The following is a 24,367-nucleotide window of genomic DNA, read 5'->3' as shown; positions in this document are numbered from 1 at the left end:
GGCACAATAAATCCGTATACACCGTCAGCGCCCCGGAAATTTCGCAGGCGTGCGGGCAAGTACACGTTACGAGAAGAAGGAGAAATGACATGGCCCGAGGGCAGTCACTGCAAGAACCCTTCCTGAATGCGCTTCGCAAGGAGCGTATTCCTGTTGCTATTTACCTGGTGAATGGCATCAAGTTACAAGGACAGATAGAGTCATTTGACCAGTTTGTGGTGTTACTGAAGAACAGCGTAAGTCAGATGGTATACAAACATGCCATTTCGACTGTTGTGCCGGCGCGTAATGTGCGCCTGGCGAGTGGAGATGAAAATCATAATTCAGACGCCGGGAATAACTGATTCCTGCAGTACGTTCATCATACCGGACCTCACCCTGACGGGGTCCGGTTTCCAATACCCTCATGTTTGAAAGACCAGATAGTGGTGAACGGGCGATCCTCGTTCACGTTGATTTTCCGGGCGAATCCGAGCCGGAAGAGCTGCTGGAATTTACCGACCTGGCACGTTCGGCCGGTGCCGAACCGGTTGCGACAGTAACCGCCAGTCGCAACGCGCCTGACTCAAAATATTATGTGGGTTCCGGCAAGGCGGGGGAAATCCACGAGCTGTTGCTGGCGGAAGAGGCCGGGCTGGTTATCTTTAACCACGAATTGTCGCCGAGCCAGGAACGCAACCTGGAAAAGCTGTTCAGTGCGCGTGTACTGGACCGTACCGGCCTGATCCTGGATATCTTCGCCCAGCGCGCCCGTTCCTTCGAAGGCAAGTTGCAGGTGGAGCTGGCGCAGCTGCGCCATCTTTCCACCCGGCTGATCCGCGGCTGGACCCACCTTGAGCGCCAGAAGGGCGGTATCGGTCTGCGTGGTCCGGGGGAGACGCAGCTCGAAACCGACCGTCGGTTGCTGGGCAACCGTATCAAGCAGATCCACAAGCGCCTTGAAAAGGTGCGCAGCCAGCGCGCCCAGGGACGTCGTGCGAGAGACCGGGCAGAAGTGCCGACGGTGTCGCTGGTCGGCTATACCAATGCCGGTAAATCCACTTTGTTCAACCGACTGTGTGCGGCGGACGTGTATGCCGCGGACCAGTTGTTTGCCACACTTGATCCGACCCTGCGGCGTTTTGATCTGCCCGGTTTCGGGCCGGTGGTGCTGGCCGACACGGTAGGCTTTGTGCGTAACCTGCCCCACGAGCTGGTGGCGGCATTCCGATCCACCCTGGAAGAGACGCTGGAAGCGGATTTGCTGTTGCACGTGGTGGACGCCCATGATCCCGAGCGCCAGACGCGCGTTGAGCAGGTCAACGAGGTGTTGGCCGACATCGGCGCGGGTGACGTGCCGCAGCTGATGGTCTACAACAAGATTGATCTGAGCAGCGAGCCGGCAAAGTTGCTGCGTGATTCCGACGGCAAGGTAACGCGGATCGGGTGTTCAGCCGTCAGTGGCGAGGGGCTGGATTTACTGGAAAGCGCCTTATGCGAGTATTTCATGCCGGACCAGGTGCGAGGCTGGCTGTATTTGCCGCCTGCTGCCGGACGGTTGCGCGCCATGATTTACAAAACTGGCGAGGTTTTGACGGATGCCCCGGATCCTGCTGGCGGCTGGTGGCTGGAAGTGACCATCAGTGGCCGGGAACTGGATGATCTGTACCGCCGCGAGGGTCTGGAATACACTCTGCACACCGGGCGGGATTCAATCAATGTTGCGGGCGCGGCACAAGCCCCCTAGAATCTCCGGTTTCGAGCACCATAAACCAGCATTTTTATGTAATTTTGGAGTCATACATGGCCTGGAACGAGCCGGGAAGCGGTAACAACAAGGATCCGTGGGGAGGTCGTAAAGACCAGGGCCCGCCTGATCTCGACGAGGTCGTAAAGAAAATGCAGGACAAGCTTGGCAGCCTGTTCGGCGGCGGTGGCCGGCGTGGCGGTCCGGGTGGCGGCAGTTCGGGCAAGGGGATGATGGGATTTGGCCTGATTGCCGGTATTGTCTTTGTCGTCTGGCTGTTTTCCGGTTTTTATATCGTCGACGCAGGTACGCGTGGCGTGGTCATGCGTTTCGGGGCATTCACCGGTGCAACCATGCCTGGTCCACACTGGCATCTGCCGTACCCCATTGAGGAGGTCGAGATCGTCAATGTCGAACAGCGCCGTTTCGTGGAAATCGGTTACCGTTCCGGTGCCGGTGGCCAGGCCGGCCTGACGGTTGAGCGCGAAGCGCTGATGCTGACCAAAGATGAAAATATCGTCAATATCCAGCTGGCCGTGCAGTACCAGATCGATGATCCGCGTAAATACCTCTTTAATGTGCGTCAACCCGATGCTGTACTGAAGCAGGTGGCGGAAAGCGCCGTGCGTGAAGTGATCGGCAAGAGCGAGATGGACTTCGTGCTGAAGGAGGGACGCGCCGAGGTTGTCAGTCGGGTCAAGAAATCGATGCAGACGATCCTCGATGAGTACGACAGTGGCATGCTGGTGTCCGACGTCAATCTGCAGGATGCCCAGCCACCGGAAGAAGTGCAGGGTGCTTTCTCTGATGCAATCAAGGCGCGTGAGGACAAGGAGCGCCTGAAGAACGAAGCCGAGACCTATGCCAACGAGGTTATCCCCAAGGCCCGTGGTCGTGCCGCGCGCCAGACCCAGGAAGCGCAGGCATACAAGGAATCGCTGATTGCCAAGGCAGAAGGTGAAGCCAGTCGCTTTACTGCGCTGCTGAAAGAATACAAAAACGCGCCGGAAGTTACCCGCCAGCGTTTGTACCTGGAAACCATGCAAACCGTGTTGTCGCGGACCAACAAGGTTATTGTGGACAGCGATAACGCCAATAACCTGATGTATCTGCCACTGGACCAGTTAATGAAACAGAACACCAGCAGACGCAGTACCGGAACCAACGTCAGTGATGCCTTTACCGGTACCGGTGCCCGTAACGGAACCCGTGTCCGGAGTGACAATAAAATACCGACCCGGCCGGCACGGCGCACGACCAGGGAGACACGCTGATGGCTAATGGCAAGGGTTTTGTCCTGGTGCTGGCACTGGTAGTGCTGGTGGTCGGCAGTTTCTCCATGTTTCGCGTCAGCGAATGGGAAAAGGCTATCATGTTCCGTCTGGGTGAAATTCGTGAAGCGGATTTCAAACCCGGGCTGCATTTCAAGATTCCGTTTGTCAATAACGTGCGCAAGTTCGACGCGCGTATCCTGACACTGGATGTCGAACCGGAACGTTTTCTGACAGCGGAAAAGAAAAACGTGATTGTCGATTCCTTCGTCATGTGGCGGGTGGCTGATGTAACGCGCTATTACACCGCTGTTTCGGGCGACGAGCGTCATGCACGCTTGCGACTGGAACAGATCATCAAGGATGGTATGCGTGGACAGTTCAGTAAACGCACCATCAACGAGGTGGTTTCCGGTGAACGCGATGAAATCATGCGTGCGCTGACAGAGGAATCGAACCTGCAGGCGCAGGAAATCGGCATTGCGATTGAAGACGTGCGAATCAAGCGCATCGATCTGCCGGCTGAAGTCAGCAACTCGGTCTATCGACGCATGCAGGCAGAGCGTGCCCGTGTCGCCAAGGAGTTCCGCTCACGCGGTTTCGAAGAGGCGGAAAAAATTCGTGCTGACGCAGATCGCAAGCGACAGGTTATTATCGCCGAGGCTTATCGTGACGCCGAGCAGGTGCGAGGCGAAGGCGACGCGACTGCTGCCGGGATCTACGCGAAAGCCTATGGCAGGGACAAGGAGTTCTACAGCTTCTACCGTAGCCTGGAAGCTTACCGTGAAAGTCTCGGTGGCAGTGGCGACATGATGTTGTTGAGCCCGGACAGCGATTTCTTCCGCTATTTCGATAAGGCAAAGTGATAACGCCAGTCGGCGAATGACGTATAATACTGAGTCCGGGCGACGTTATGTCGTCCGGCTTTTTTTTGGAGGGTGCGATGTGGGATGATCTTTGGGCGGCGCTGGCGCTGCTGATGGTCATCGAAGGCATTGCGCCGTTCGTAAACCCGGGTGCCGTGAGGCGTATGATGGCAACACTGGCGCAGATGGACGATCGCAGTCTGCGTGTCGCCGGTCTGGTGAGTATGCTGGCCGGCCTGGCTCTACTGTACTGGGTTCGCTAGGACGATACCGACGTGATGAAAGGCAAGAATCGCTGGTTACTGCCCGAGGGCATTGAAGAGCTGCTGCCGGAGCCGGCCGCGCGGCTGGAACAGTTGCGTCGTGAACTTCTCGATTTATATCGCGGTTGGGGATATCAACTGATTATCCCGCCGTTCGTGGATTACCTGGATTCATTACTTACCGGTACCGGCCACGATCTTGACCTGCAGACCTTCAAACTGATTGACCAGATGTCCGGTCGTCTGCTGGGCCTGCGCGCGGACATGACACCGCAGGCGGCGCGTATCGATGCGCACGGCCTGAAACGCGAGGCCCCCAGTCGACTGTGTTACCTCGGTACTGTTTTGCACACACGCCCGGACGGGTTTGCCGGTTCGCGCAGTCCCATGCAGGTTGGCGCGGAACTGTTCGGCCACGCCGGTGCGGAAAGTGATGTCGAGATTCTGCAGCTGATGGTAGCGACACTGGGCCTGACCGGTATCGATGACCTGTATATCGACCTGGGTCATGTCGGTATCTATCGTGGCCTGGCGCGTGACGCCAACCTGGACGGTGAGCAGGAAGCTTTACTGTTTGATGCGCTGCAACGTAAGGCGATTCCGGAAATCAATGAATTCCTTGGCGCCCTGGAGATTTCCACGGCGCAACGTGAGCGACTGGCCGGACTGGCCACGTTGAATGGTGACCAGGATGTGTTGCCGCGCGCCCGTGATCTGCTCGCGGGCAGCAGTGACAATGTGCTGGCCGCACTGGACAACCTGGAGCAGATTGCCGAACTGGCAGCGCGGCGTTTACCGGACGTCAGCCTGCACTTTGACCTTGCCGAACTGCGCGGTTACCAGTACCAGACCGGCGTTGTATTTGCCGTGTTCGTGGCAGACCGCGGCCAGGAGATTGCGCGCGGCGGACGTTACGACGATATTGGCAAGGTGTTCGGCGTGGCGCGACCGGCGACCGGCTTCAGTACCGATCTGCGCACGCTGATGGAACTGGGCAGCCGGCAATGGCCGGCACAGGCAGGTGCGATTCTCGCCCCGGCCGAGGATGATGCCGCATTGACAGAGGCCATTGCCAAACTGCGTGATACAGGGGAAATCGTTATCCGGCAGTTGCACGGCCAGGCCGGCAATGTCGCGGAAACCGGTTGCGACCGGGTGTTGCACTGGGATGGTTCGCAGTGGGTTGTTCAACCGCTCGGCGCCTGAACCGGGATCAATTTTTTAACAGCTACAAGAAACAGGGTTGAGAGTTCCATGGGCAAGAACGTAGTGATTATCGGTACCCAGTGGGGTGACGAAGGCAAGGGCAAGATTGTCGACCTGCTGACCGACCGTGCATCCGCCGTGGTGCGTTTCCAGGGTGGGCACAATGCCGGCCATACACTGGTCATCGATGGCAAGCAGACCGTATTGCACCTGATTCCTTCCGGTATCCTGCGCGTGGGTGTGCGTTGCCTGATCGGTAACGGCGTGGTGTTGTCGCCGGCCGCGCTGCTGGAAGAGATCGAAACCCTGGAAGCCAATGGTGTACCGGCACGTGAACGGCTCGGTATCAGCGAGTCCTGCCCGCTGATCCTGCCGTATCACATCGCACTCGACCAGGCCCGCGAAATCGCGCGTGGTAAAAAGGCGATTGGCACCACCGGGCGCGGTATCGGTCCGACCTACGAGGACAAGGTATCCCGGCGCGGTATTCGCCTTGGTGAACTGCTTGATGAGAGCCATTTCAGGGAACGCCTGCGTGAAGTGATGGAGTACCACAACTTCGCGCTGGAACATTATTTCAAGGTGGATACCGTCGATTACCAGAAGGTACTTGATGAAGCGCTGGCGCAGGGCGAGCAGATTGCGCCGATGGTCGAGGATGTGCCGGGCACACTGCACAAGCTGCGCGCCGAAGGCAAGAGCGTGATGTTCGAAGGTGCGCAGGGCGCGTTGCTGGATATCGATCATGGCACCTATCCCTATGTGACGTCGTCAACCACGACATCCGGTGGCGCAGCCAGTGGCAGTGGTGTAGGGCCACGTGCGCTCGACTATATTCTTGGCATTGTGAAAGCCTATACCACACGCGTGGGTGCAGGCCCGTTCCCGACGGAACTGTTTGATGACGACGGCCAGTACCTGGGTGAGAAAGGTCACGAGTTTGGTGCAACGACCGGTCGCCAGCGTCGCTGTGGCTGGCTCGATATCGTGTCCCTGCGTCGCTCACTTGAAGTGAACAGTGTCACCGGTATCTGTATCACCAAGCTGGATGTGCTGGACGGCATGGAAACGGTGAAGATCTGCGTGGCCTACAAGCTGGACGGCAAGGAGATCACCATCCCTCCTGTCGGTGCTGACCTGATGGCGAAGTGCGAGCCGGTGTTGATCGAAATGCCAGGCTGGAAAGCATCAACCGTTGGCACCAGGTCGCTCGACCAGTTACCGCAGGCAGCACGCGATTACCTGGACAAGGTTGAATCCCTGTGTGGTGTACCGATCGATATTATTTCAACCGGGCCGGATCGAGAGGAAACGCTGATCAAACGGCATCCGTTCGAGTAGTTCTCCTCGAACCAGCATAGTCGTTATATCCCGTCATTCCAGCGCAATATCCCGTCATCGGCGCAGGCCGGAATCCAGACAATTCAATACCCTGGATCCCGGCCTGCGCCGGGATGACGAATTAATCAGGCCTTCCCTAGCGGTGTGAGTTCGACTTGCGTGGCTTGTCCGTCAGGGTTTGTTTGATACGCAGCGCGTTGTCGAGCTGGGCGAGGAAAGCATCCACACATTCCGGGTCGAAGAATTTTCTGCGCTGGCTGTTGATGTAATCGACAGCTTTCTTTACGGGCCATTCTTCCTTGTAGGGGCGTTCAGAGGTCAATGCGTCGTAGGCATCAGCCACGCTGACAATGCGCGCGACCAGCGGGATTTCGTGTCCCCCCAACTGGTGCGGGTAACCTGTCCCATTGAATTTTTCATGGTGACTCAGCGCAATGATTGCACCGGTCTGCAGATACTTCGAGGGGCTTTCTTTCAGAATTTCATAACCGATCAGCGTGTGCTGCTTCATAATCTCGAATTCAGCGTGGGTCAGTCGTCCCGGTTTACGCAGGATCTGGTCCGGTACGCCGATCTTGCCGATATCGTGCATGGGTGCCGCCATCTCGATAGCGTCGCAGTCACTCCTGGACAGGCCCAGTTGTTCGGCGATAAGGCGGGCGTATTTGGCCATGCGCAGCACATGGTTGCCGGTATCTTCATCACGGTATTCGCCGGCCTTGGCCAGCCGCAGCAGGGTTTCGTGCTCGCGCTTGCGGATTTCGCTGGTGGCTTCCGACACGCGCCGTTCCAGCCAGCGGGCGCGCTGGTGGATAACCTTTTGCTGACTGCGCCAGGTCAGCAGGTTCCTGCAACGCACACCAAACTCCAGGTCGTCGAGCGGTGTTGTGAGGAGGTCCGTGGCGCCGGCGTTCAGCACGTCGCGGCGGCAGTCAAGATCCTCGCACGGTGTCAGCATGACAACGGGCAGGTCACTGCAATCCGGGAGCTGGCGTATGCCATGGATGATGCTGGTGGCACGGATATCGGCAAACTGGCTGTCGGAAACGACAAGATCGGCCGGGTGCCAGCGCAGCCATGCCAGGGCGGCCTCAGCCTTGACGAACGTCTCGACATGGAGATGCGGATCGATTTTTGTGATCAGCTTGACCAGATGTTGTCGCCGGGAAAGCTCCCCGTCGAGAATCAAGACCGTCGGCATACGGTGCCCCTAAAATGTCCAGAAATCGTCACAGCAGAAAAACTACACTGCGGAGCTTCCCTGCTTACCGCACTACCGAGGTAATATTGCCTCACTAACGCCCTGAAAAATGAGTTAAAATAACTTCACGGCGGGCGTCGATTGAAGCTAGCGGCGGGTTTGGGCCAAACTTAAGTGACGGATTTCAATGATATTCGTCAGGCCTTCGTCCAGTGGCTTGATCTATCACAGGTTGTTTCGAGGAGTTTGTATGTCCCAGCAGGAAAAACCGGTATCAGAACGCGGTCAGTCGCTGTTTAGCGTGGTCCGCAGTGTGGCCGCCTCGATGTTTGGTGTGCAGAGCAGCAGCAAACACAAGGAAGATTTCAGGCAAGGCAAGGTTTCCACTTACATCATAGTCGGCGCTGTAGCGACATTATTGTTCATTCTGACGATCTGGGCGGTTGTTCAGCTGGTTGTCAGCGCGGTGCAGCCATCCTGACCCGGATTGACTGATGCCAGGTCCGGTGCGCGCGTTTGCCGGGGCGCTGTTGAGCAGTTCCCGGGATTTGTTACCTGTTGTGCTGGTTGTGGTGTTTTTTCAGCTGGTGGTACTGCAACAGCCTGTCCCCAATCTGCTTGAACTTCTTGCTGGTATCCTGCTGGTGGTTACCGGGCTGACGTTTTTTATCAGTGGTCTGGAAATGGCGCTGTTCCCGATTGGAGAATCACTGGCGCACGCATTGGCCCGCAAGGGCAGCCTCACCTGGTTGCTGATCTTTGCCTTTTCACTGGGCTTCGGGACGACGATAGCCGAGCCAGCCCTGATTGCCGTAGCGGCTGAGGCGGCCGATGTGGCGTCTGCCGCCGGTGCCATAGGCCCCGGTGACAAGGCCCGCAATGCCTATGCCAGTGGGCTGCGACTGACTGTTGCGTTTTCCGTGGGTTTCGCCATCGTGCTGGGTGTGATCCGTATTCTTAAAGGCTGGCCCATGCACTGGCTGATTGCCGGTGGCTACGTGCTGGTTGTGATTATTACCTTCTTTGCACCCCGCGAGATCATTGGTATCGCCTATGATTCCGGTGGTGTGACGACCTCCACTATTACAGTACCGCTGGTGACAGCGCTCGGTGTAGGGCTGGCCTCTTCGATCCGCGGGCGCAGCCCGATGGTGGATGGTTTTGGGCTGATTGCGCTGGCGTCATTGACCCCCATTGTTTTCGTGATGCTCTACGGCATGGTGGTGCAATGAGCCTGCTGGTTGATTTCCTGCAGACCTTGCTCAGTACGCTCAGGGATGTGGCGCCGATTGTTATTGTTATTGGCGTGTTCCAGTTCATGGTTATCCGGCGCCCCCCACCCCATCTTCGCCAGGTGCTGACCGGTTTTGTCTATGTTGTGATTGGCCTGTCGCTGTTCCTGCTTGGTCTGGAAAGAGCGTTATTCCCGCTGGGAAGGGTAATGGCCATGCAACTGACCGACCCGGTATTCATCTTTGGGGGTGTTGAGCAGCTTGCGGGGGCTGTGCACTGGACGAAATATTACTGGGTATACCTGTTTGCCTTCGCCATTGGTTTTTCTACTACCATTGCCGAGCCTTCACTGATGGCGGTTGCCATCAAGGCCAACCAGGTGTCCGGTGGTTCAGTGGGCGTGTGGGGACTCAGGGTCTCTGTGGCGATTGGAGTGGCGATTGGTATTGCGCTGGGTGCGTGGCGAATCGTAACCGGCTTACCGATCCATTACTTTATTATCACTGGCTATATTGTTGTGGTGATCCAGACACTGTACGCACCAAGAATTATTGTGCCACTGGCGTATGACTCCGGTGGTGTAACGACATCGACTGTGACGGTGCCACTGATTGCCGCATTGGGACTCGGGTTGGCGGAAACCGTACCCGGGCGGAATGTATTGATTGACGGGTTCGGTTTGATTGCGTTCGCCAGCCTGTTTCCGATCATGAGTGTGATGGCCTATGCGCAGTTGTCGGAGTTTCGGGCCAGGCGCGCAAAACACAGTACAACGAGGAGTGGATAGCGTATGCATTTCAAACTGATTATTGCTTTTGTGGAAGACAGCAAGACAGACAAGGTGATGGATGCCGCGCGCGAGGCCGGAGCGACAGGCGCGACCGTGATCGGTAATGCGCGCGGTGAAGGTATGGAAAAGTGCAAGACATTTCTTGGTCTGTCGCTGGAAACACAGCGTGACGTATTGTTGTTCCTGGTCGAGGAACATCTGAGTCGGAAAATCCTGGAGAAGGTGTGTGAAGTCGGCCGTTTTGATGAAACGCCGGGTACCGGTATCGCCTTTCAGATTGATGTTGAGGATGCCGTGGGTGTTCAACACCAAGTGATGGAACTGGTAGAACGAGTGGAGAGTGAATTATGAGTGATCGCAGGGTGGTTCGGGTCCGTGATGTGATGAAGTCACGCTTCGATATGATTGATGGCAAGCTGACAGTTGCTGATGCGCTGAAAACCATGCAGCACGTCGAGACCAAGTGTCTGATCGTCGATAAACGTGACGATGACGATGAATATGGCATGGTGCTACTGTCTGATATAGCCAAACAGGTGCTGGCGCGTGATCGCTCGCCGGAACGGGTGAATATCTACGAAATCATGGCCAAGCCGGTTATCTCTGTGCCGTCCGATATGGACATTCGTTATTGCGCACGCATGTTTGAGCGGTTTGGCCTTTCACGCGCCCCGGTCATAGATGACAGGAAGATGGTCGGGATAGTCAGCTTTACCGATATGGTGCTTAAGGGTTTTGATTTTTGAAGGTGCTTGCATGTTGTGGTGTTAGCAATGGATTATCAGGGCTTTCCACTTCCACGGTTTGCCCGCGTAGCGGGCAAACCGTTGTCGATGATAAAGGACACCCCACCTGCGACGAATTCAACCCGGGAACACAGACTTCAGCCTGCGGAATTAAATCTGTGGTCAGAGTAAAAATATGTGATTAACAATATGCGCGGGAAGAAGTTTTTACTCTGACCCCAAATATTACAGTTTGGCGATTTTCTCCAGCTGTTCTTCCAGTTGACGAATCGTGGTGCGGATGTCTTCCAGCTTGGCCTTTTCCTTTTCCACCACAGCGGCCGGTGCCTTGTCCACAAAACTGGCGTTGCCGAGTTTCTTTTCCGTGCGCTCCAGTTCGTTTCGCTTGCGTTCCAGTGCCTTGTTCAGGCGTGCCTGCTCGGCCTCCTTGTCGATCAGCCCTGCCATGGGGATCAGGACTTTCATTTCTCCGACCAGCGCGGTAGCAGATTCCGGGCCTTCCCTGTCGCCCAGCCATTCGATGGATTCGACACGGCCCAGCGAGGTAACAAAATTACGGTTGGCTTCGAGGCGTTGCTGATCGATTGCGCTGCCGTTCTGTAACAGCACCGGCAGTGATTTGCGCGGGTCGATGTTCATGCCACTTCGGATCTTGCGTACCCCCAGTACGAACTGCTTGACCCAGTTGATTTCCGCCACAGCCGATTCGTCGATGAGCGTTTCATCCGGTTGCGGGTAGGGCTGGCGCATAATGGTTTCGCCCTCGACACCGGCCAGTGGCGCAACGCGTTGCCAGATTTCCTCGGTAATAAACGGGATAATCGGGTGAGCCAGCCGCAGTACGGTTTCCAGCACGCGCACCAGGGTTTGCCGTGTACCACGCTGTGCGGCTTCGCTGGCATTTTCGTCGGTCAGTACGGCCTTGGAGAGTTCCAGGTACCAGTCGCAGTACTCGTCCCAGATAAAGGAATAGATGGCCTGTGCAGCCAGATCGAGCCGGTAGTTGTTGATATTGTCGATGACCTGCTGTTCGGTCTGTTGCAGCAGGGACAGTATCCAGCGATCAGCGCTGCTCAGTTCGTTATCACCACCTTTCTGGCCGCAGTCCTTGTCCTCGGTGTTCATCAGTACGTAGCGTGCGGCGTTCCACAGCTTGTTGCAGAAGTTGCGGTAACCCTCGATGCGGTTCAGGTCGAAGTTGATATCACGGCCGGTAGAGGCCATGGCGGCAAAGGTAAAACGCAGTGCGTCGGTGCCAAATGAGGGGATGCCGTTGGGGAAGTCCTTGCGCGTCTGTCGGGTGATTTTTTCTGCAAGGTGCGGTTGCATCATGCTGCCGGCACGTTTCTTCACCAGCGATTCCAGGTCGATACCATCGATGAGGTCGATGGGATCGAGGACATTACCCTTGGACTTGGACATCTTGTTGCCGTGCGCGTCGCGCACCAGGCCGTGAATATAGACTTCGCGGAACGGCACATCGCCCATGAATTTCAGGCCCATCATGATCATGCGTGCGACCCAGAAGAAAATGATGTCGAAACCGGTGACCAGTACGCTGGTCGGGTAGAAGGTCTTCAGCCGATCGGTCTGCTCCGGCCACCCCAGCGTGCTGAATGGCCATAGTGCGGAACTGAACCAGGTGTCGAGTACATCCTCGTCCTGGCGCAGTTCGACATCATCGGCCAGTTTGTGCCGTTCGCGAACTTCGGCTTCGCTGTGGCCGACATAGATGTTTTCCTGGTCGTCATACCAGGCCGGTATGCGGTGCCCCCACCAGATCTGTCGTGAGATACACCAGTCCTGGATGTTGCGCATCCATTCAAAATAGGTGTTCTTCCAGTTGTCCGGCACAAAACGGATGTCGCCGTTCTCGACGGCCTTGATGGCCGGGTCAGCCAGCGGCTGTACGCGTACGTACCACTGATCGGTGAGGAAGGGTTCGATGACGGAACCGGAACGGTCGCCACGTGGCACGACCAGTTTGTGATCCTCGATTTTTTCCAGCAGGTCCAGCGCCTCCAGGTCCTTGACGATCTGTTTGCGCGCGGCAAAGCGGTCCATGCCGATGTAGGACTCGGGAATCAGTCCATCTTCTTCCGCTTCATTGCTTCGAATGGCGGCATCGCGGGTGAAGACATTGATCAGGCCGCCGTGCGGTTGTTCGCTGATGGCTTTTTCATCCCGGTGACGCGTCCACACCTGGTAGTCGTTGAAGTCGTGTGCCGGGGTAATTTTCACGCAGCCGGTACCAAACTCCGGGTCGACATAGTCGTCGGCAATGATGGGGATTTTGCGCCCCGTCAGTGGTAGCTCAACGAACTCGCCGAGCAGGTGCTTGTAACGCTCATCGCCGGGGTGAACTGCAACGGCACAGTCGCCGAGCAGGGTTTCGGGACGTGTGGTTGCCACCACCAGCTGACCGGTGCCGTTGCTGAGCGGGTAACGCATGTGCCAGAGGTGGCCGTTTTCTTCCTGCGACAGCACTTCCAGGTCGGAGATGGCGGTGTGCAGGACGGGGTCCCAGTTGACCAGTCGTTTGCCACGGTAGATCAGGCCTTCTTCATACAGGCGGACAAACACGTCCCTGACTGCCTCGGACAATCCCTCGTCCATGGTGAAGCGTTCGTGTTCCCAGTCCAGCGAGGAACCCATGCGGCGCAACTGGCGGGTAATGTGCCCACCGGAGGTTTTCTTCCATTCCCACACGCGTTCGATGAACGCCTCGCGCCCCAGGTCGTGGCGGGTCTTGCCTTCTGCTTCCAGCTGGCGCTCCACCACCATCTGGGTGGCGATGCCGGCGTGGTCACTGCCCGCCTGCCACAGGGTGTTGTCGCCGCGCATGCGGTGGAAACGGATCAGCGCGTCCATCAGTGTGTCCTGGAAAGCGTGACCCATGTGCAGGCTGCCGGTCACGTTGGGCGGCGGGATCATGATGCAGTAGGGTTTGCCTTCGCCGCTGGGGGCGAAGTAGCCCCTGTCTTCCCAGGTCTGGTACCAGCGCTGCTCAATCTGATGGGGTTTGTAGGTTTTTTCCATGAAAATCAGGGGTCTTTGGTTAGGCTGCAAGAATGGGCGGGGATTATACCGCACTGGCGCGGAAAGGTCGGGCGGGAGCAGGTCATGCTATCCTCGCACCCCGGGTGGCATGGTGCTATCCAGTAATGACTGATGGGGAGAATTTTGTATGTTTCGAGCAGTACTGGCGGGTTTGTTGTATGTATCAAGCAGCGGTGTCTGGGCGTTTCAGTTCCCGATTGAAATGATCGAAGGCGTCGATGGTGCACGTGTCGTCGTCAATATCAATAAAGATGACCTGCACAGGGAAGGCCAGTGGGCTCCGTTTGAGGGTGCGCCGCCCCTGACACTGACAGGCGTACTCGGCATCATGCAGGCGTACCTGGAAAAAACCCCAACCCTGAACAACGCCAGCCTGAAGGAAATCCAGTTACGGCCTGTCCCGCATCATGAAAATATCTGGCACTACATGGTCGTGGTGGAGACAATGAGGGAGGGTAAACCTGTCCTCCATTATTACGTCGTGCTGATGTCAGGCAAGCTGATCCCGGCCATTCGTGAGCCGGAGTCGTACAAGTAGTCGCCAGACTGTTTCAACGTGAACAGATACTGCCGGGGTGAATTAATTTAATTCGGTATGGAATAAACCGTATTGCCGATTGTTTACAGGGGTGACATACCTCCAATCACGAACAGGAAGCACCCAATGAAAACAATCAATATTGCCCTGCTGGTATCTGCGCTGGTTTTCGCCACGGCCTCGTTTGCGGGGGGTGGCACAGCGGTTCCGCCGGCACCGAACGGTATTGAATTTCCCGCCGATTATCCCAACTGGCGGGTTATCTCCATATCGCATCGCACCGATAACAAGTCCATGCGCGTTATTCTGGGTAATGATATTGCCATCGAGGCTGCACGGGCAGGTAACACCAATCCCTGGCCGGATGGCGCAGTACTTGGCAAGGTGGTGTGGAAGCAAATGGCAGAGTCTCACTGGCCGGCTGCCATTGCCCCTGACCGATTTGTGCATGCCGAGTTCATGTTTCGCGACAGTAAGAAATGGGCGGCTAACGGCACGGGCTGGGGCTGGGCGCGCTGGGTCGGTCCTGAGCAGAAGCCTTATGGCAAGGATGCGGGCGTCGGCCAGGAGTGTATTGCCTGCCACACCCCGGTCAAGGGCAATGACTGGGTGTTTACGACGCCGGCCCTGTTCCCCACGGTATTCAAATAGCGGGTTTCCCGCCTGATATTTCGCATGCTCCGCCGTGACGAACTTGTACTCCAGTACATTCCCCGATTGCGGCGCTATGCGCGTGCCTTGCTCGGTGATAGCGAGCATGCTGAAGATCTTGTGCAGGAAACGCTGGCGCGTGCGCTTGGCAGATTGCACTTCTGGCGAAGCGGCAGCGATATGCGCGCGTGGTTGTTTACCATCATGCACAACCAGTTCGCCAACGATTGCCGGCGTGTGCGGAAACGCCCCGATGTCGTGCCGCTTGATGATGTCTGCGCAGAAATGGCCAGTGCCGACAGTGCAGAGTTGCACGCCGGTCTGCAGGATATCGAACAGGTCCTGATGCAGTTGCCTGAAGAGCAGCGCGCCGCATTGTTGCTGGTCAGCCTGGAGGGTTTGTCCTATGCCGAGAGCGCACGTGTACTGGGTATTCGACCGGGTACGCTGATGTCGCGTCTGCACCGGGCACGCGAAAAACTGCGTGGCAGGCTGAACCGGGCCCCTGGCAAGGCCAGGCGTATACGGAGTGTGAAGTGAAAGAAGACGACACAACCTTCAGTGCACAGGATCTGCATGCCTACCTTGATGGTGAGCTCGATGCACAACGGTGTCTGGAGATTGAAGCCTGGCTGGCGACGTCTCCCGATGCGGCTGAACGGTTAAATGATTACCGACAGGTCCAGGCGCAACTGCACGAGCGCTTCGACACTGTGCTGGCTGAATCACCTGAAGCTTTCATGCCAGCCGGTCGACACCCGCTTGTGCAGTTCTCACGTGTGGCAACTGTCCTCCTGTTGATGCTGGTCTCCGGTCTGTTTGGCTGGTCACTGAAACCCGCAGCGCAAATACTGTCGACCGGGCCGATCATGGCAGACCTGGTCCAGCCTGCCACGTTTGCACACCAGGTCTACTCCACGGACATGCGTTACCCGGTGGAAATCCCTGCACCCGAACAGGCTTCACTGAACCGCTGGTTATCACAGCGCATGCACACCGAACTGAAGGCACCGGACCTGTCACATGAAAACCTGACATTTATTGGCGGTCGCCTGTTGCCATCCACCAACCGGATGGCCGCCCAGTTCATGTACGAAGATGCACAGGGGCAGCGGTTGACTGTGTATGTGCGGCGGGTTGCTGATGCGGATGGCAGCAGTGAATTCCGTTACCGTGAACAGGGTGATCTGCACGTGTTCTACTGGATCGATGGCGAGTTTGGCTATGCGGTGATCGGTACACAGCCGGCCTCGCGCCTGGTAACGGTTGCCAGCGCTGTGCAGGCAGTGTTCCAGTAGCCGGAATTGTGAACGGGTTCAATCGCCTGTCGTGCCAACTGGCTGGCCTGTCTGTCTACGGTCTGGACAGCACCGTTACGCAAATCCTGTTGCAGGAAGACAGCCAGGTTACTCCGGCTTCGTCTGTGCAATCTTCGCCACCAGTTCCGGCAGCGCCAGTTGTAACTGGGTGCGGATGTCTTCGCTGAGCTTTTCACTGCTCTGTTCAGTGGCGCTGTGTATCAACCGGGCGAGTTCTTCCTTGAGTACCGCCTCGATTTTCCAGCTGACCAGTTTCTGCAGGTCTTCAGTCAGGTCATTAACCAGTTCACGGATGCCCTCTGTTTCGAGCAGTTGTTCGATGGCGTCGTGGCTGGTGAGGTCAGGGCCGGCAGGGACGGGTTGTTGCTGGAGAAGTTCAGGGTTAACGGGGTTGTCCAGCACCGGTACCCCGTCGTCATCGAGTTTGATCGGTTGTTCTTCCATCAGGACTTGATCTCGTGGGTGCGTAACGGGTAACCGCGTTCCTTGTAAAAACTGTAGCGACTGCGGCCCTGTTGTCGTACCGTGTTGTCCGCGTTGACCAGTTCGGCGACGCGTTCAAAACGGCTGAAAAACAGCGGAACGTCGGCGGCAAGGTTGATCATCACCTGGCTGGCGTCCGGTTCGGTATCGTGACTGAGCAATACCGGTGGTATCGTATCACCTGTATTCTCCACGGTACTATGCGGCACAAAGCTGTTTTGCTGAAAGGTCCACAGCAGGGTGTCGAGTTCCTGCGTCTGTTCAGGCGATTCAGTATGAATATAGACCCGGTGACCCAGCCGGTAGGCCTTGTCGGCCAGTCGGCAGGCAAACTGCAGGCGCGAGCGCGGCGCGCTGTCGCCGAGTACATAGAAATCAACCTGCGTCATGGGCCCGTTCCATCAGGAACTGCGTGAGCAATGGCACCGGGCGGCCGGTAGCGCCCTTGTCCTTGCCGGATTTCCAGGCTACACCGGCGATATCCATGTGTGCCCAGCGATAGTCTCTGGTGTAGCGTGACAGGAAACAGGCGGCGGTGATGCTGCCGGCGTCGCGGCCGCCGATGTTGGCCATGTCGGCAAAGTTGCTCGATAGTTGCTCGTCATATTCGTCCCACATTGGCATTTGCCAGGCGCGGTCCCCCGTCGTCTGTCCCGCGGACAGCAGCTCGTCGGCCAGCGGCTGGTGGTTACTGAACAGGCCGGTGGCGTGTTTGCCCAGTGCCACCACGCAGGCGCCGGTCAGGGTGGCGATATCGATGACAACATCGGGGTTGAACTTCTCGGCGTAGGTAAGCGCATCGCACAGAATCAAACGGCCTTCGGCATCGGTATTCAATACCTCGATGGTTTGCCCGCTCATGCTGGTGACAATATCGCCCGGCTTGGTGGCAAGGCCATCGGGCAGGTTCTCGGTGGCCGGCACAATGCCGACCAGATTTACCGGCAGTTTCATCTCCGCCACGGCGGCCACCGTGCCGAACACACTGGCGGCACCGCACATGTCGAACTTCATTTCATCCATCGCCGCCCCCGGCTTGATGGAAATACCGCCGGAATCAAAGGTCACGCCCTTGCCGACCAGTACCGTGGGCTTGTCACGCTTTTTAGCACCGTGATATTGCATCACGATCAGCTTGGCCGGTTCGCGGCTGCCACGCGACACGGAAAGCAGTGCCCCCATGCCGAGTTTTTCCATGTCCTTTTCTTCCAGCACCTGCACCTTGAGTGAGGGGAAGTCTTTTTTGAGTGACAGCGCTTCATCGGCCAGGTCGGCTGGCGTGCAGTAATTGCCCGGACGGTTACCCAGTGTACGGGCGAGGTTCATGCCGTGTGCCACCGCCGCCCCCGCGGTTACGCCCTCGCGAACCGCGTCCAGTTCATCACGGCTGGCGGCGATAACACTGAGCCGGCGCAATGGGCGTCTGGGTGGTTTGGGATCGCTCTTGAGCTCATCGAAGCGGTACACGGCATCTTCGCTGGCGGAGGCAATCTGCTGCGCCTTCCAGCGGCTGTCGCGGTCTTTTACCTCGACTTCGCTCAGCCAGCTGGCGGCATCGGTTGCGCCGCTGTCCTGTACTGCCCTGGCAGCGGCCGAGGCAATCCTGTTGAAAGCCTGCGCGGAGAGTCGCTTGGCCTTGCCGCAGCCCACCACCAGAATACGTTTGGCCTTTACCCGACCGGCCGGGTTGAGAATCAAGGTGGTTTTTCCGCAGTCGGTGCTGATATCGCCTTGCCGGATCAGTGCGCTGATCTGTCCGCGGCTGGCCTTGTCGAGACGTGCGGCAGCCGGTGAAAGGCGGCGCGGCGATGAAACGGCGACCACCACGCAACTGCTTGCAAGCTTGTCGGCGTCAGCGGTTTTGGCATTGAAGTCCATGAACTGCTCCTTCGGTTGGAATTTCGGTGCGTTATGCTGGATTATCAGTATCGCGCAAATTTAACAGGCCGGGCGTTGATTTGAAATGCCGCCCCACCGGACAAACAGGATAAAGCTACATTCCATGCCTTCCGTCATGCATCGCTACCTCGGCCGGGAACTGCTGCGCTACTGGCTGTCCTTCACGCTGGTGTTGTGGCTGGTGCTGCTGGCAGCGCGATTTTCCATTTACCTCGGGCAGGCAGCCAGTGGCCGCATCCCGGCCGATACGGTGTTGTGGCTGCTTGGCCTGAAATCCGTGGGGTTTTTTGTGTTCCTGTTACCGCTGACGCTGTTCCTGGCGCTGTTGTGGTTGCTGGGGCGGCTGAACCACGACAGCGAGGCGCTGGCGCTGGCCGCCAGCGGTGTCGGGCCGTGGCAGTTGTACCGGGCCTTCGCCGTGCCGGTCGTGCTGGCGACCCTGCTGGTTGCGCTGCTGAGTGCCTGGCTGGTACCGCACACGGCCGCGCAGGGCTATCGCCTGCGTGCCGAGGCGGAACAACGGCTGGATGCCAGCGCATTGACGCCGGGGCAGTTTACTTTCCTGCGCGGCGGCGAGTGGGTGGTGTACGCGCAGCGTGCCGGCGCGAAAGCCGGGACGCTGGAAGACATTTTTATCCATATCGACCGGCGGCCACGTGCGCAGGTACTGGTCGCACAACACGCCTCGATCGAAGCGGGTAACAACGGACGTTACCTGGTACTGGGCGAAGGCTACCAGTATGACGGTGAGGCCGGGCAGGCGGACTACCGGCGCCTGCGCTTCCACGACTACAGGGTCCGCCTCGATCCTGCACAGGTCAGCGTGCCTGACAAACAGGATGCCGTTGCTACGGCTGAACTGGTCGCGGACCCTGCGCCGGTTGCCCGCGCCGAACTGGCCATGCGCGTGGCCAGACCGGTCAGCGTGCTGGTGCTGGTGTTGATTGCTGTGCCGCTGGCGCGGTTGCGACCGGCCGCCGACAGCCGCTATACGCCGCTCTGGCTCGGGGTGCTGGTGTTTACCGTGTATTACAGCCTGATGGGTGTCGGGCGCCTGTGGATCGAGCAGGACAGGCTGGTGGGGCAGGCCGGTCTCTGGTGGGTGCATGCTGTAATCCTGGTGCCGGTGGCCACGCTGTTGTTCCTGCGTCGACGGTTTGCGCCATGAAGCACCTGGACCGTTATATCGCCCGCTCAGTGATGTCGGCAACACTGCTTGCCTGGCTGGTGGTGGTCGCGCTTGACGGTCTGTTCAGTTTTCTCGGCGAACTGGGGGACATTGGCCGCGGAGAGTACGGCTGGCAGGACGCCCTGCTGTTCGTGTCATTGTCGTTACCGGCCAAAGCGTGGCAATCCTTTCCCATGGCCGTACTGATCGGCACCCTGCTTGGCCTGGGGAATCTCGCCGCCCAAGGTGAATTGAATGCGTTCCGGCTGGCCGGGTGCTCACAGTCGCGCCTGAGTCTTTCGGTATTACTGGCCGGTGTGTTGATGCTGGTGCCGGTACTGCCGCTGGGCGAGGGTATTGCGCCGGCGGCCACGCAGACGGCGACCCGCCTTCGTGCCCAGGCAATCTTTGCAGAGGCAGGCGTTGAGCGCGGCAACGGCTTCTGGGTGCACAAGGGGCAGCGGATGATACAGGTCGGCCGCGCCGAGGCAGACGGCAGCCTTTCTGATGTCCGCATTTATACCCTCGACCAGCCACCGCAACTGGTTACCGCCAGCGCCATTGCCCGGGCTGTATATACAGAGCAGGGCTGGATGCTGGAAGGTGTCAGGCGTACTCGCTTTAATGGGGAGGAGGTTGCGGTCGAGCAGCAGGAAAAGCTGGCCGCAGGTGAACTGGTCGACCCGCAACTCGCCCGCTTGCTCGCACAACAGACCGGCAGCTTTTCGCTGCCGGAATTGCTGCGTTACATCGGCGGGCTGGAGCAGGGCGGTATGCGGGTGGATCGATACCGGCTGGAGTTCTGGCAACGCCTGAGCGCGCCACTGGCGGTGCTGGCCATGCTGATGCTGTCGGTCGGTATGGTACTCGGGCCGTTAGGCCGTCAGGGTATGGGCCTGCGCGTGCTGGCCGGCGTAATGATCGGGCTGCTGTTCAAGCTGGGGAATGAAACCGTTGCACACGCCGGGCTGGTTTACGGCAGCGAGCCGTGGATAACGGCACTAATACCTTCGCTGCTGGTGTTTGTTGCCGCTGTGATCCTGATGCGACGGTTAATATAACTCCCCGTTCATTGCGAGATACCCCCACCTGTCAGCGCTTGCGCGCCAGCGGGTTTTCATCGAGTTGTACGATGCGTGTTTCCGAATAGCGGTCGTGCCAGGTGAGTTTATCCCGGTCGATCAGCATCCACAGGTATCCGGCGCCCAGCAGCAGCGCCGAAGGGATGGCTGCCATGAAGCGCAACAATGCCTGCCACAATGTAATCGGGCCGGGATTGATGTTACGCAACTGGAGCTTCCAGCTGCGCATGCCCAGCGTCTGCCCGCCATGCATCCAGAACCAGCTGTAGAACGCGAAACTGATAAACAGCAGATACGTCGTCAGAAACGGATTGTGATGAACCGCCTCGCCACCGGTAAAAGGCAGCAGGATTGCCGTGGAGATGAACATGACTGCCAGTAACAGCAGTGAATCATAGAGCAATGCGGCAAGCCGGCGGAAAAGTCCGGCGGGTGGCGGCTGGCTTGAGGAATCGGTCATTGTCATCTTGATCGGTTGGCGGCAGGCCTAATGTACGGTGTCTGGCATACTTGCTGCAACGGTGACAATTGTGTGTTGCTGTGCTATGAAACCCCTACGGGATAGGTTGAAAGGCCATATTTCGGACGGGATCGCCGCAAGGCGGGAAAATAACAAAAGCACGAAGGAGTAACCGGATGAGTGTCTACGCCGATCTGGCCGACATCCCCGGCGTCATTGCGGCAGGCGAATATGCCTACCGGGGTGACCGCTACAACTACAAGGGCCAGTTGAACGATGAAATGGCGCGCATGGCGTCCATCATGTGCCGCGCTACCACCATGGGAACCCATATGCAGGCGGAAATTCTCGGCGCCAACAGCGAGAATTGCCCGTTTGACCCGGCCCATGGCTGGGTGGTGCGCGGACCGCAGTTCAGTGTGTGTGTAGTGGCCAATGTGTTCTGTTTTTTGCAGAACGAAGCCGGCCTGCTGAACCGCGTGATGAAACAGATGCAGGATAAACTTGCTGACGTAGAAGAAATGATCTAGCGCCGGTTGCTACACCGGCCATGCAGTTGGAGAACAATGATGAGCAGTCTTGATAACCTGATGAACCTGCACGGCGCCGCCGCTGCATTTGAATTTTCGGATACCGGCGAACTGACCAACCACCGCATTTCCGATGACTCGGATTTAACAACCGATGCGCTGGATTTGCTGGCGCATGTATTTGTCGCCAATATCGCCATCGCCACCATGCAGGCGAGGGGCTGGGAGAAGACCACCGGGCAGGGCGGTTTCTACCCTGTGCAGGGCTTCACACTGGTGGGCCTGGAGTGGTCTGCCGTGGGTAACGGCCACCGTGGAGTGGTGTTGCGCAATAACGATTGCGATTTCGAAGCGGCCTACGCCGCGCTGGACAGTTGAGTACGGGGTATGATTAAACAGTTACTCGCACTCGACGGTGTCTTTGTTATCTGTCATTTCCGTGACGACGGCGCACTGGTGGAAGGTTACGGTATGCTCGGCGATGATATGATGGAACGCCTCGCCAAGTTCGCCCACGACTATAAACGCATGGTGCAGGGCAATACCGACCAGTTTTCCATGTTTACCGGCATGCCGGGCTGGACCCCGCCGGGCGGCTGGATCGTGCGCGGCGCAAAGGCCACTGTGTGCAGCGTCGGCAACCTGGTGTGTTTCATCGATAATGAGGAAGCTTCGCTCAACGAGGTGATGAAAGAGCTGGCGGAGGCTTCACGCTACTGAGGCACAGTTCAGTTTGAGCTGAAACCCCATGTTTATACGGTATAGCGTATTTACAGGTATACGGTTTGCCGTATAACCGGCGGGTGTATGCCGACTTTAGTCAGGTGTATCAGTATGGCCCCTCACCGTTGGTGCGGGGCTTTTTGTTTATTACGCTTGCCAAAACTTATCAATTGATAAATAATTGTTGTCAATGGCCGCTATTTATCAAGGAGTGATTCAGTGCCCATCCAGGACGTGCGGGATTTCCTGTTGGAATTCAAACAAGTGGCTACTGGCGGCAGTGGTGTCGACATTGTGCCTCGGGCGGAAACCCGACCAACACTCGCACGGCTGGGTCTGACCAAGGCGAATCTGGAAGAAATTTTGCTGGGGTTATCGGTCACGGATTACTGCCAGGGGCCGAAACCCGACCGGGACCGTCCAGGTAATCTGTGGATTTTCGGACGTGAGATTGAAGGACATGAGGTTTATATCAAGTTGAAGGTGGCGCAGATTGGAGACAAACAGATCGCGAAATGTATCTCGTTTCATATCGCCAGATTTCCACTGAAGTACCCACTCAGGTAACGGTGCCTAAACGGCCAGTGGAGGAATTGTTATGAAAGGTATTTGCCCAAATTGTGAGAAAGAGACCGAACTCGAACGTGTACGCTGCCGGGAAGTGGTTGAGGTTCGTGGCGAACCCATCGAGGTCGATGTTGAATTCTTCCGGTGTATGGCGTGCGGAGTGGACTTCGAAAATACCCGGGAGCCGGATGCGCTTGTGCTGGCCTACCGGGAATACCGTCATCGCCACGACATGCTCCAGCCCGAACAAATTCGTGACTGGCGCAAGCAATATGGGCTGACCCAGAATGAATTGAGCAAAATCCTCGGTTGGGGTGGCGTGACCTTGAGCCGGTACGAAAACGGCGCGTTGCATAGTGAGGCGCACGAGAAGATTCTGCGGCTCGCGATGGAACCCCATAATTTGATCACGCTCATCGATGAAGCACCGGATGCACTTCCCGAGGACAAGCGCGAGCGCCTCTTGCGAGAACTGCATGCCGCAGATGATGAGGCGTGTTCTTTTGAACGTCTTTTCGAGGAACGCTTTGGTAATTATGCGCCGGATGAATTCAGCGGATACCGCAAGCTGGACTGGCGGAAGCTGTGTAATGCAATCATTTACTTTTGCTCGGACGGACAACCCAAAACAAAACTGAACAAACTACTCTTTTATGCTGATTTCAAGCATTTCAAGGAATATTCTATTTCCATTACTGGTGCGCGTTATGTACATCTTCAGTATGGTCCGGTACCCGATGATTACGATTACTACTTTGCCGAATTGTCACGTGAGCATTACCTGGCTGTTGAGGAGGAGATCTTTGGTAATTACACGGGCTTCAAATGCGTGGCCTGTGTTGAACCCGATCCTGGTGCATTTGAGCAAACCGAGCGTGATGTTCTGGAAAAAGTCTTCAACCATTTTCAGGGATTTGGTTCCGCAGATATTATGAAGTTCTCGCATGAAGAGGCCGCCTATGCATCGACGGTTGAAGGGGAGACTATTTCGTATCTGTATTCTAAGGATTTGAGAATATAGGGAAGGTCTGATTAATTCGTCATCCCGGCCTGCGCCGGAATGACGATTTCAAATTAATCAGAGCTTCCATAGTTATTTGAGATGGCGCTCCCTAGGGGAATCGAACCCCTGTTACCGGCGTGAGAGGCCAGTGTCCTGACCGCTAGACGAAGGGAGCTAAAGAACGCTGAATGGAACCAGCAGCGGTGCTATTATACGCGCAAGCGATTCAGGGACAAGCTAA

General features: G+C 57.2%; 29 protein-coding genes and 1 tRNA gene. 23 read left to right on the top strand and 7 right to left on the bottom strand.

Annotated elements, in window-relative coordinates; genetic code table 11:
- Positions 1-89: 89 nt before the first annotated feature.
- From hfq to ACW81B_RS10050, 7 genes are all read left to right on the top strand, one after another.
- A complete protein-coding gene (hfq, locus tag ACW81B_RS10080) occupies positions 90-344 on the top strand; it encodes an RNA chaperone Hfq (RefSeq protein ID WP_491580098.1) in 255 nt (84 codons plus the stop codon).
- 62 nt (positions 345-406) lie between these two features.
- Positions 407-1,726, top strand: a complete 1,320-nt coding sequence (gene hflX / locus ACW81B_RS10075; RefSeq protein ID WP_491580097.1) for a ribosome rescue GTPase HflX — start codon at positions 407-409, stop codon at positions 1,724-1,726.
- A 56-nt stretch (positions 1,727-1,782) separates the two neighbouring features.
- Complete coding sequence (gene hflK, locus ACW81B_RS10070) at positions 1,783-3,000, top strand: FtsH protease activity modulator HflK (protein ID WP_491580096.1); 1,218 nt, start codon at positions 1,783-1,785, stop codon at positions 2,998-3,000.
- Entirely contained in the window at positions 3,000-3,863 is an 864-nt protein-coding gene (hflC, locus tag ACW81B_RS10065) for a protease modulator HflC (protein WP_491580095.1), read from the top strand. The genes hflK and hflC overlap by 1 nt, the downstream gene beginning before the upstream one ends.
- A gap of 77 nt (positions 3,864-3,940) precedes the next feature.
- Positions 3,941-4,126 carry a DUF2065 domain-containing protein gene (locus ACW81B_RS10060; RefSeq protein ID WP_491580094.1) on the top strand — a complete coding sequence of 62 codons (186 nt, stop codon included), beginning with the start codon at positions 3,941-3,943 and terminating at the stop codon, positions 4,124-4,126.
- A 15-nt stretch (positions 4,127-4,141) separates the two neighbouring features.
- Positions 4,142-5,332, top strand: a complete 1,191-nt coding sequence (locus ACW81B_RS10055; RefSeq protein ID WP_491580093.1) for an ATP phosphoribosyltransferase regulatory subunit — start codon at positions 4,142-4,144, stop codon at positions 5,330-5,332.
- Positions 5,333-5,380: 48 nt separating this feature from the next.
- Positions 5,381-6,673, top strand: coding sequence for an adenylosuccinate synthase (locus ACW81B_RS10050; RefSeq protein ID WP_491580092.1), 1,293 nt, complete (start codon positions 5,381-5,383; stop codon positions 6,671-6,673).
- 136 nt (positions 6,674-6,809) lie between these two features.
- Here ACW81B_RS10050 and ACW81B_RS10045 read toward each other — a convergent pair whose 3' ends face one another.
- Positions 6,810-7,874 carry a response regulator gene (locus ACW81B_RS10045; protein ID WP_491580091.1) on the bottom strand — a complete coding sequence of 355 codons (1,065 nt, stop codon included), beginning with the start codon at positions 7,872-7,874 and terminating at the stop codon, positions 6,810-6,812.
- 250 nt (positions 7,875-8,124) lie between these two features.
- On the opposite strand from ACW81B_RS10045, the gene ACW81B_RS10040 reads away from it, so the two are divergent.
- Genes ACW81B_RS10040 through ACW81B_RS10020 form a run of 5 tightly spaced genes read left to right on the top strand, consistent with a single transcriptional unit; the run spans position 8,125 to position 10,643 of the window.
- On the top strand, positions 8,125-8,355 hold the full coding sequence (locus ACW81B_RS10040) for a DUF2970 domain-containing protein (protein WP_491580090.1): 231 nt from the start codon (positions 8,125-8,127) through the stop codon (positions 8,353-8,355).
- A 13-nt stretch (positions 8,356-8,368) separates the two neighbouring features.
- Positions 8,369-9,106 carry a DUF1538 family protein gene (locus tag ACW81B_RS10035; RefSeq protein WP_491580089.1) on the top strand — a complete coding sequence of 246 codons (738 nt, stop codon included), beginning with the start codon at positions 8,369-8,371 and terminating at the stop codon, positions 9,104-9,106.
- Positions 9,103-9,894: a DUF1538 domain-containing protein gene (locus ACW81B_RS10030; RefSeq protein WP_491580088.1), complete on the top strand. Its 792-nt coding sequence runs from the start codon at positions 9,103-9,105 to the stop codon at positions 9,892-9,894. Before ACW81B_RS10035 ends, ACW81B_RS10030 begins: the two co-directional genes overlap by 4 nt.
- Before the next feature lie 3 nt (positions 9,895-9,897).
- Positions 9,898-10,248 carry a P-II family nitrogen regulator gene (locus ACW81B_RS10025; protein WP_491580087.1) on the top strand — a complete coding sequence of 117 codons (351 nt, stop codon included), beginning with the start codon at positions 9,898-9,900 and terminating at the stop codon, positions 10,246-10,248.
- Entirely contained in the window at positions 10,245-10,643 is a 399-nt protein-coding gene (locus tag ACW81B_RS10020) for a CBS domain-containing protein (protein ID WP_491580086.1), read from the top strand. The genes ACW81B_RS10025 and ACW81B_RS10020 overlap by 4 nt, the downstream gene beginning before the upstream one ends.
- Before the next feature lie 225 nt (positions 10,644-10,868).
- Here the strand turns inward: ACW81B_RS10020 and ACW81B_RS10015 are convergent, their stop codons facing one another.
- A complete protein-coding gene (locus tag ACW81B_RS10015; protein ID WP_491580085.1) occupies positions 10,869-13,682 on the bottom strand; it encodes a valine--tRNA ligase in 2,814 nt (937 codons plus the stop codon).
- A 148-nt stretch (positions 13,683-13,830) separates the two neighbouring features.
- Between ACW81B_RS10015 and ACW81B_RS10010 the strand changes: the two genes are divergently transcribed.
- From ACW81B_RS10010 to ACW81B_RS09995, 4 genes are all read left to right on the top strand, one after another.
- Positions 13,831-14,241 carry a hypothetical protein gene (locus ACW81B_RS10010; RefSeq protein WP_491580084.1) on the top strand — a complete coding sequence of 137 codons (411 nt, stop codon included), beginning with the start codon at positions 13,831-13,833 and terminating at the stop codon, positions 14,239-14,241.
- A 126-nt stretch (positions 14,242-14,367) separates the two neighbouring features.
- Complete coding sequence (locus ACW81B_RS10005) at positions 14,368-14,892, top strand: cytochrome P460 family protein (RefSeq protein WP_491580083.1); 525 nt, start codon at positions 14,368-14,370, stop codon at positions 14,890-14,892.
- Between the two features lie 24 nt (positions 14,893-14,916).
- Positions 14,917-15,432 carry a sigma-70 family RNA polymerase sigma factor gene (locus ACW81B_RS10000; RefSeq protein ID WP_491580082.1) on the top strand — a complete coding sequence of 172 codons (516 nt, stop codon included), beginning with the start codon at positions 14,917-14,919 and terminating at the stop codon, positions 15,430-15,432.
- Entirely contained in the window at positions 15,429-16,190 is a 762-nt protein-coding gene (locus ACW81B_RS09995; RefSeq protein WP_491580081.1) for an anti-sigma factor family protein, read from the top strand. Before ACW81B_RS10000 ends, ACW81B_RS09995 begins: the two co-directional genes overlap by 4 nt.
- 108 nt (positions 16,191-16,298) lie before the next feature.
- Here ACW81B_RS09995 and ACW81B_RS09990 read toward each other — a convergent pair whose 3' ends face one another.
- The 3 genes from ACW81B_RS09990 to ACW81B_RS09980 are packed head-to-tail and all read right to left on the bottom strand — an operon-like array spanning position 16,299 to position 18,572.
- Positions 16,299-16,655 (bottom strand): hypothetical protein, encoded by a 357-nt coding sequence (locus ACW81B_RS09990; RefSeq protein ID WP_491580080.1) that lies wholly within the window; start codon positions 16,653-16,655, stop codon positions 16,299-16,301.
- Positions 16,655-17,083, bottom strand: coding sequence for a DNA polymerase III subunit chi (locus ACW81B_RS09985; RefSeq protein WP_491580079.1), 429 nt, complete (start codon positions 17,081-17,083; stop codon positions 16,655-16,657). Before ACW81B_RS09985 ends, ACW81B_RS09990 begins: the two co-directional genes overlap by 1 nt.
- Positions 17,070-18,572: a leucyl aminopeptidase gene (locus ACW81B_RS09980; RefSeq protein WP_491580078.1), complete on the bottom strand. Its 1,503-nt coding sequence runs from the start codon at positions 18,570-18,572 to the stop codon at positions 17,070-17,072. Before ACW81B_RS09980 ends, ACW81B_RS09985 begins: the two co-directional genes overlap by 14 nt.
- Before the next feature lie 124 nt (positions 18,573-18,696).
- Here ACW81B_RS09980 and lptF point away from each other — a divergent pair, with 124 nt between their 5' ends.
- Both lptF and lptG read left to right on the top strand, forming a co-directional pair.
- Entirely contained in the window at positions 18,697-19,761 is a 1,065-nt protein-coding gene (gene lptF / locus ACW81B_RS09975) for an LPS export ABC transporter permease LptF (RefSeq protein ID WP_491580077.1), read from the top strand.
- The gene (gene lptG / locus ACW81B_RS09970; protein WP_491580076.1) at positions 19,758-20,822 is read left to right on the top strand and encodes an LPS export ABC transporter permease LptG; all 1,065 of its coding nucleotides are present in this window, start codon (positions 19,758-19,760) and stop codon (positions 20,820-20,822) included. Before lptF ends, lptG begins: the two co-directional genes overlap by 4 nt.
- 31 nt (positions 20,823-20,853) lie before the next feature.
- Here lptG and ACW81B_RS09965 read toward each other — a convergent pair whose 3' ends face one another.
- Positions 20,854-21,303, bottom strand: a complete 450-nt coding sequence (locus ACW81B_RS09965) for an RDD family protein (RefSeq protein WP_491580075.1) — start codon at positions 21,301-21,303, stop codon at positions 20,854-20,856.
- A 176-nt stretch (positions 21,304-21,479) separates the two neighbouring features.
- Here ACW81B_RS09965 and ACW81B_RS09960 point away from each other — a divergent pair, with 176 nt between their 5' ends.
- From ACW81B_RS09960 to ACW81B_RS09940, 5 genes are all read left to right on the top strand, one after another.
- Complete coding sequence (locus tag ACW81B_RS09960) at positions 21,480-21,833, top strand: DUF2173 family protein (RefSeq protein ID WP_491580074.1); 354 nt, start codon at positions 21,480-21,482, stop codon at positions 21,831-21,833.
- A gap of 36 nt (positions 21,834-21,869) precedes the next feature.
- Complete coding sequence (locus ACW81B_RS09955; RefSeq protein ID WP_491580073.1) at positions 21,870-22,211, top strand: DUF2173 family protein; 342 nt, start codon at positions 21,870-21,872, stop codon at positions 22,209-22,211.
- Positions 22,212-22,220: 9 nt separating this feature from the next.
- The gene (locus tag ACW81B_RS09950) at positions 22,221-22,553 is read left to right on the top strand and encodes a DUF2173 family protein (RefSeq protein WP_491580072.1); all 333 of its coding nucleotides are present in this window, start codon (positions 22,221-22,223) and stop codon (positions 22,551-22,553) included.
- A gap of 222 nt (positions 22,554-22,775) precedes the next feature.
- Positions 22,776-23,123 carry a hypothetical protein gene (locus tag ACW81B_RS09945; RefSeq protein ID WP_491580071.1) on the top strand — a complete coding sequence of 116 codons (348 nt, stop codon included), beginning with the start codon at positions 22,776-22,778 and terminating at the stop codon, positions 23,121-23,123.
- A 31-nt stretch (positions 23,124-23,154) separates the two neighbouring features.
- Positions 23,155-24,144: a type II TA system antitoxin MqsA family protein gene (locus ACW81B_RS09940; RefSeq protein WP_491580070.1), complete on the top strand. Its 990-nt coding sequence runs from the start codon at positions 23,155-23,157 to the stop codon at positions 24,142-24,144.
- An 82-nt stretch (positions 24,145-24,226) separates the two neighbouring features.
- Here ACW81B_RS09940 and ACW81B_RS09935 read toward each other — a convergent pair.
- Positions 24,227-24,301: transfer RNA gene (locus ACW81B_RS09935), tRNA-Glu, on the bottom strand.
- Between the last annotated feature and the right edge of the window lie 66 nt (positions 24,302-24,367).

The sequence above is a fragment of the Thiogranum sp. genome, from assembly GCF_058323355.1.
This window is presented reverse-complemented; position numbering and strand designations above follow the sequence as displayed.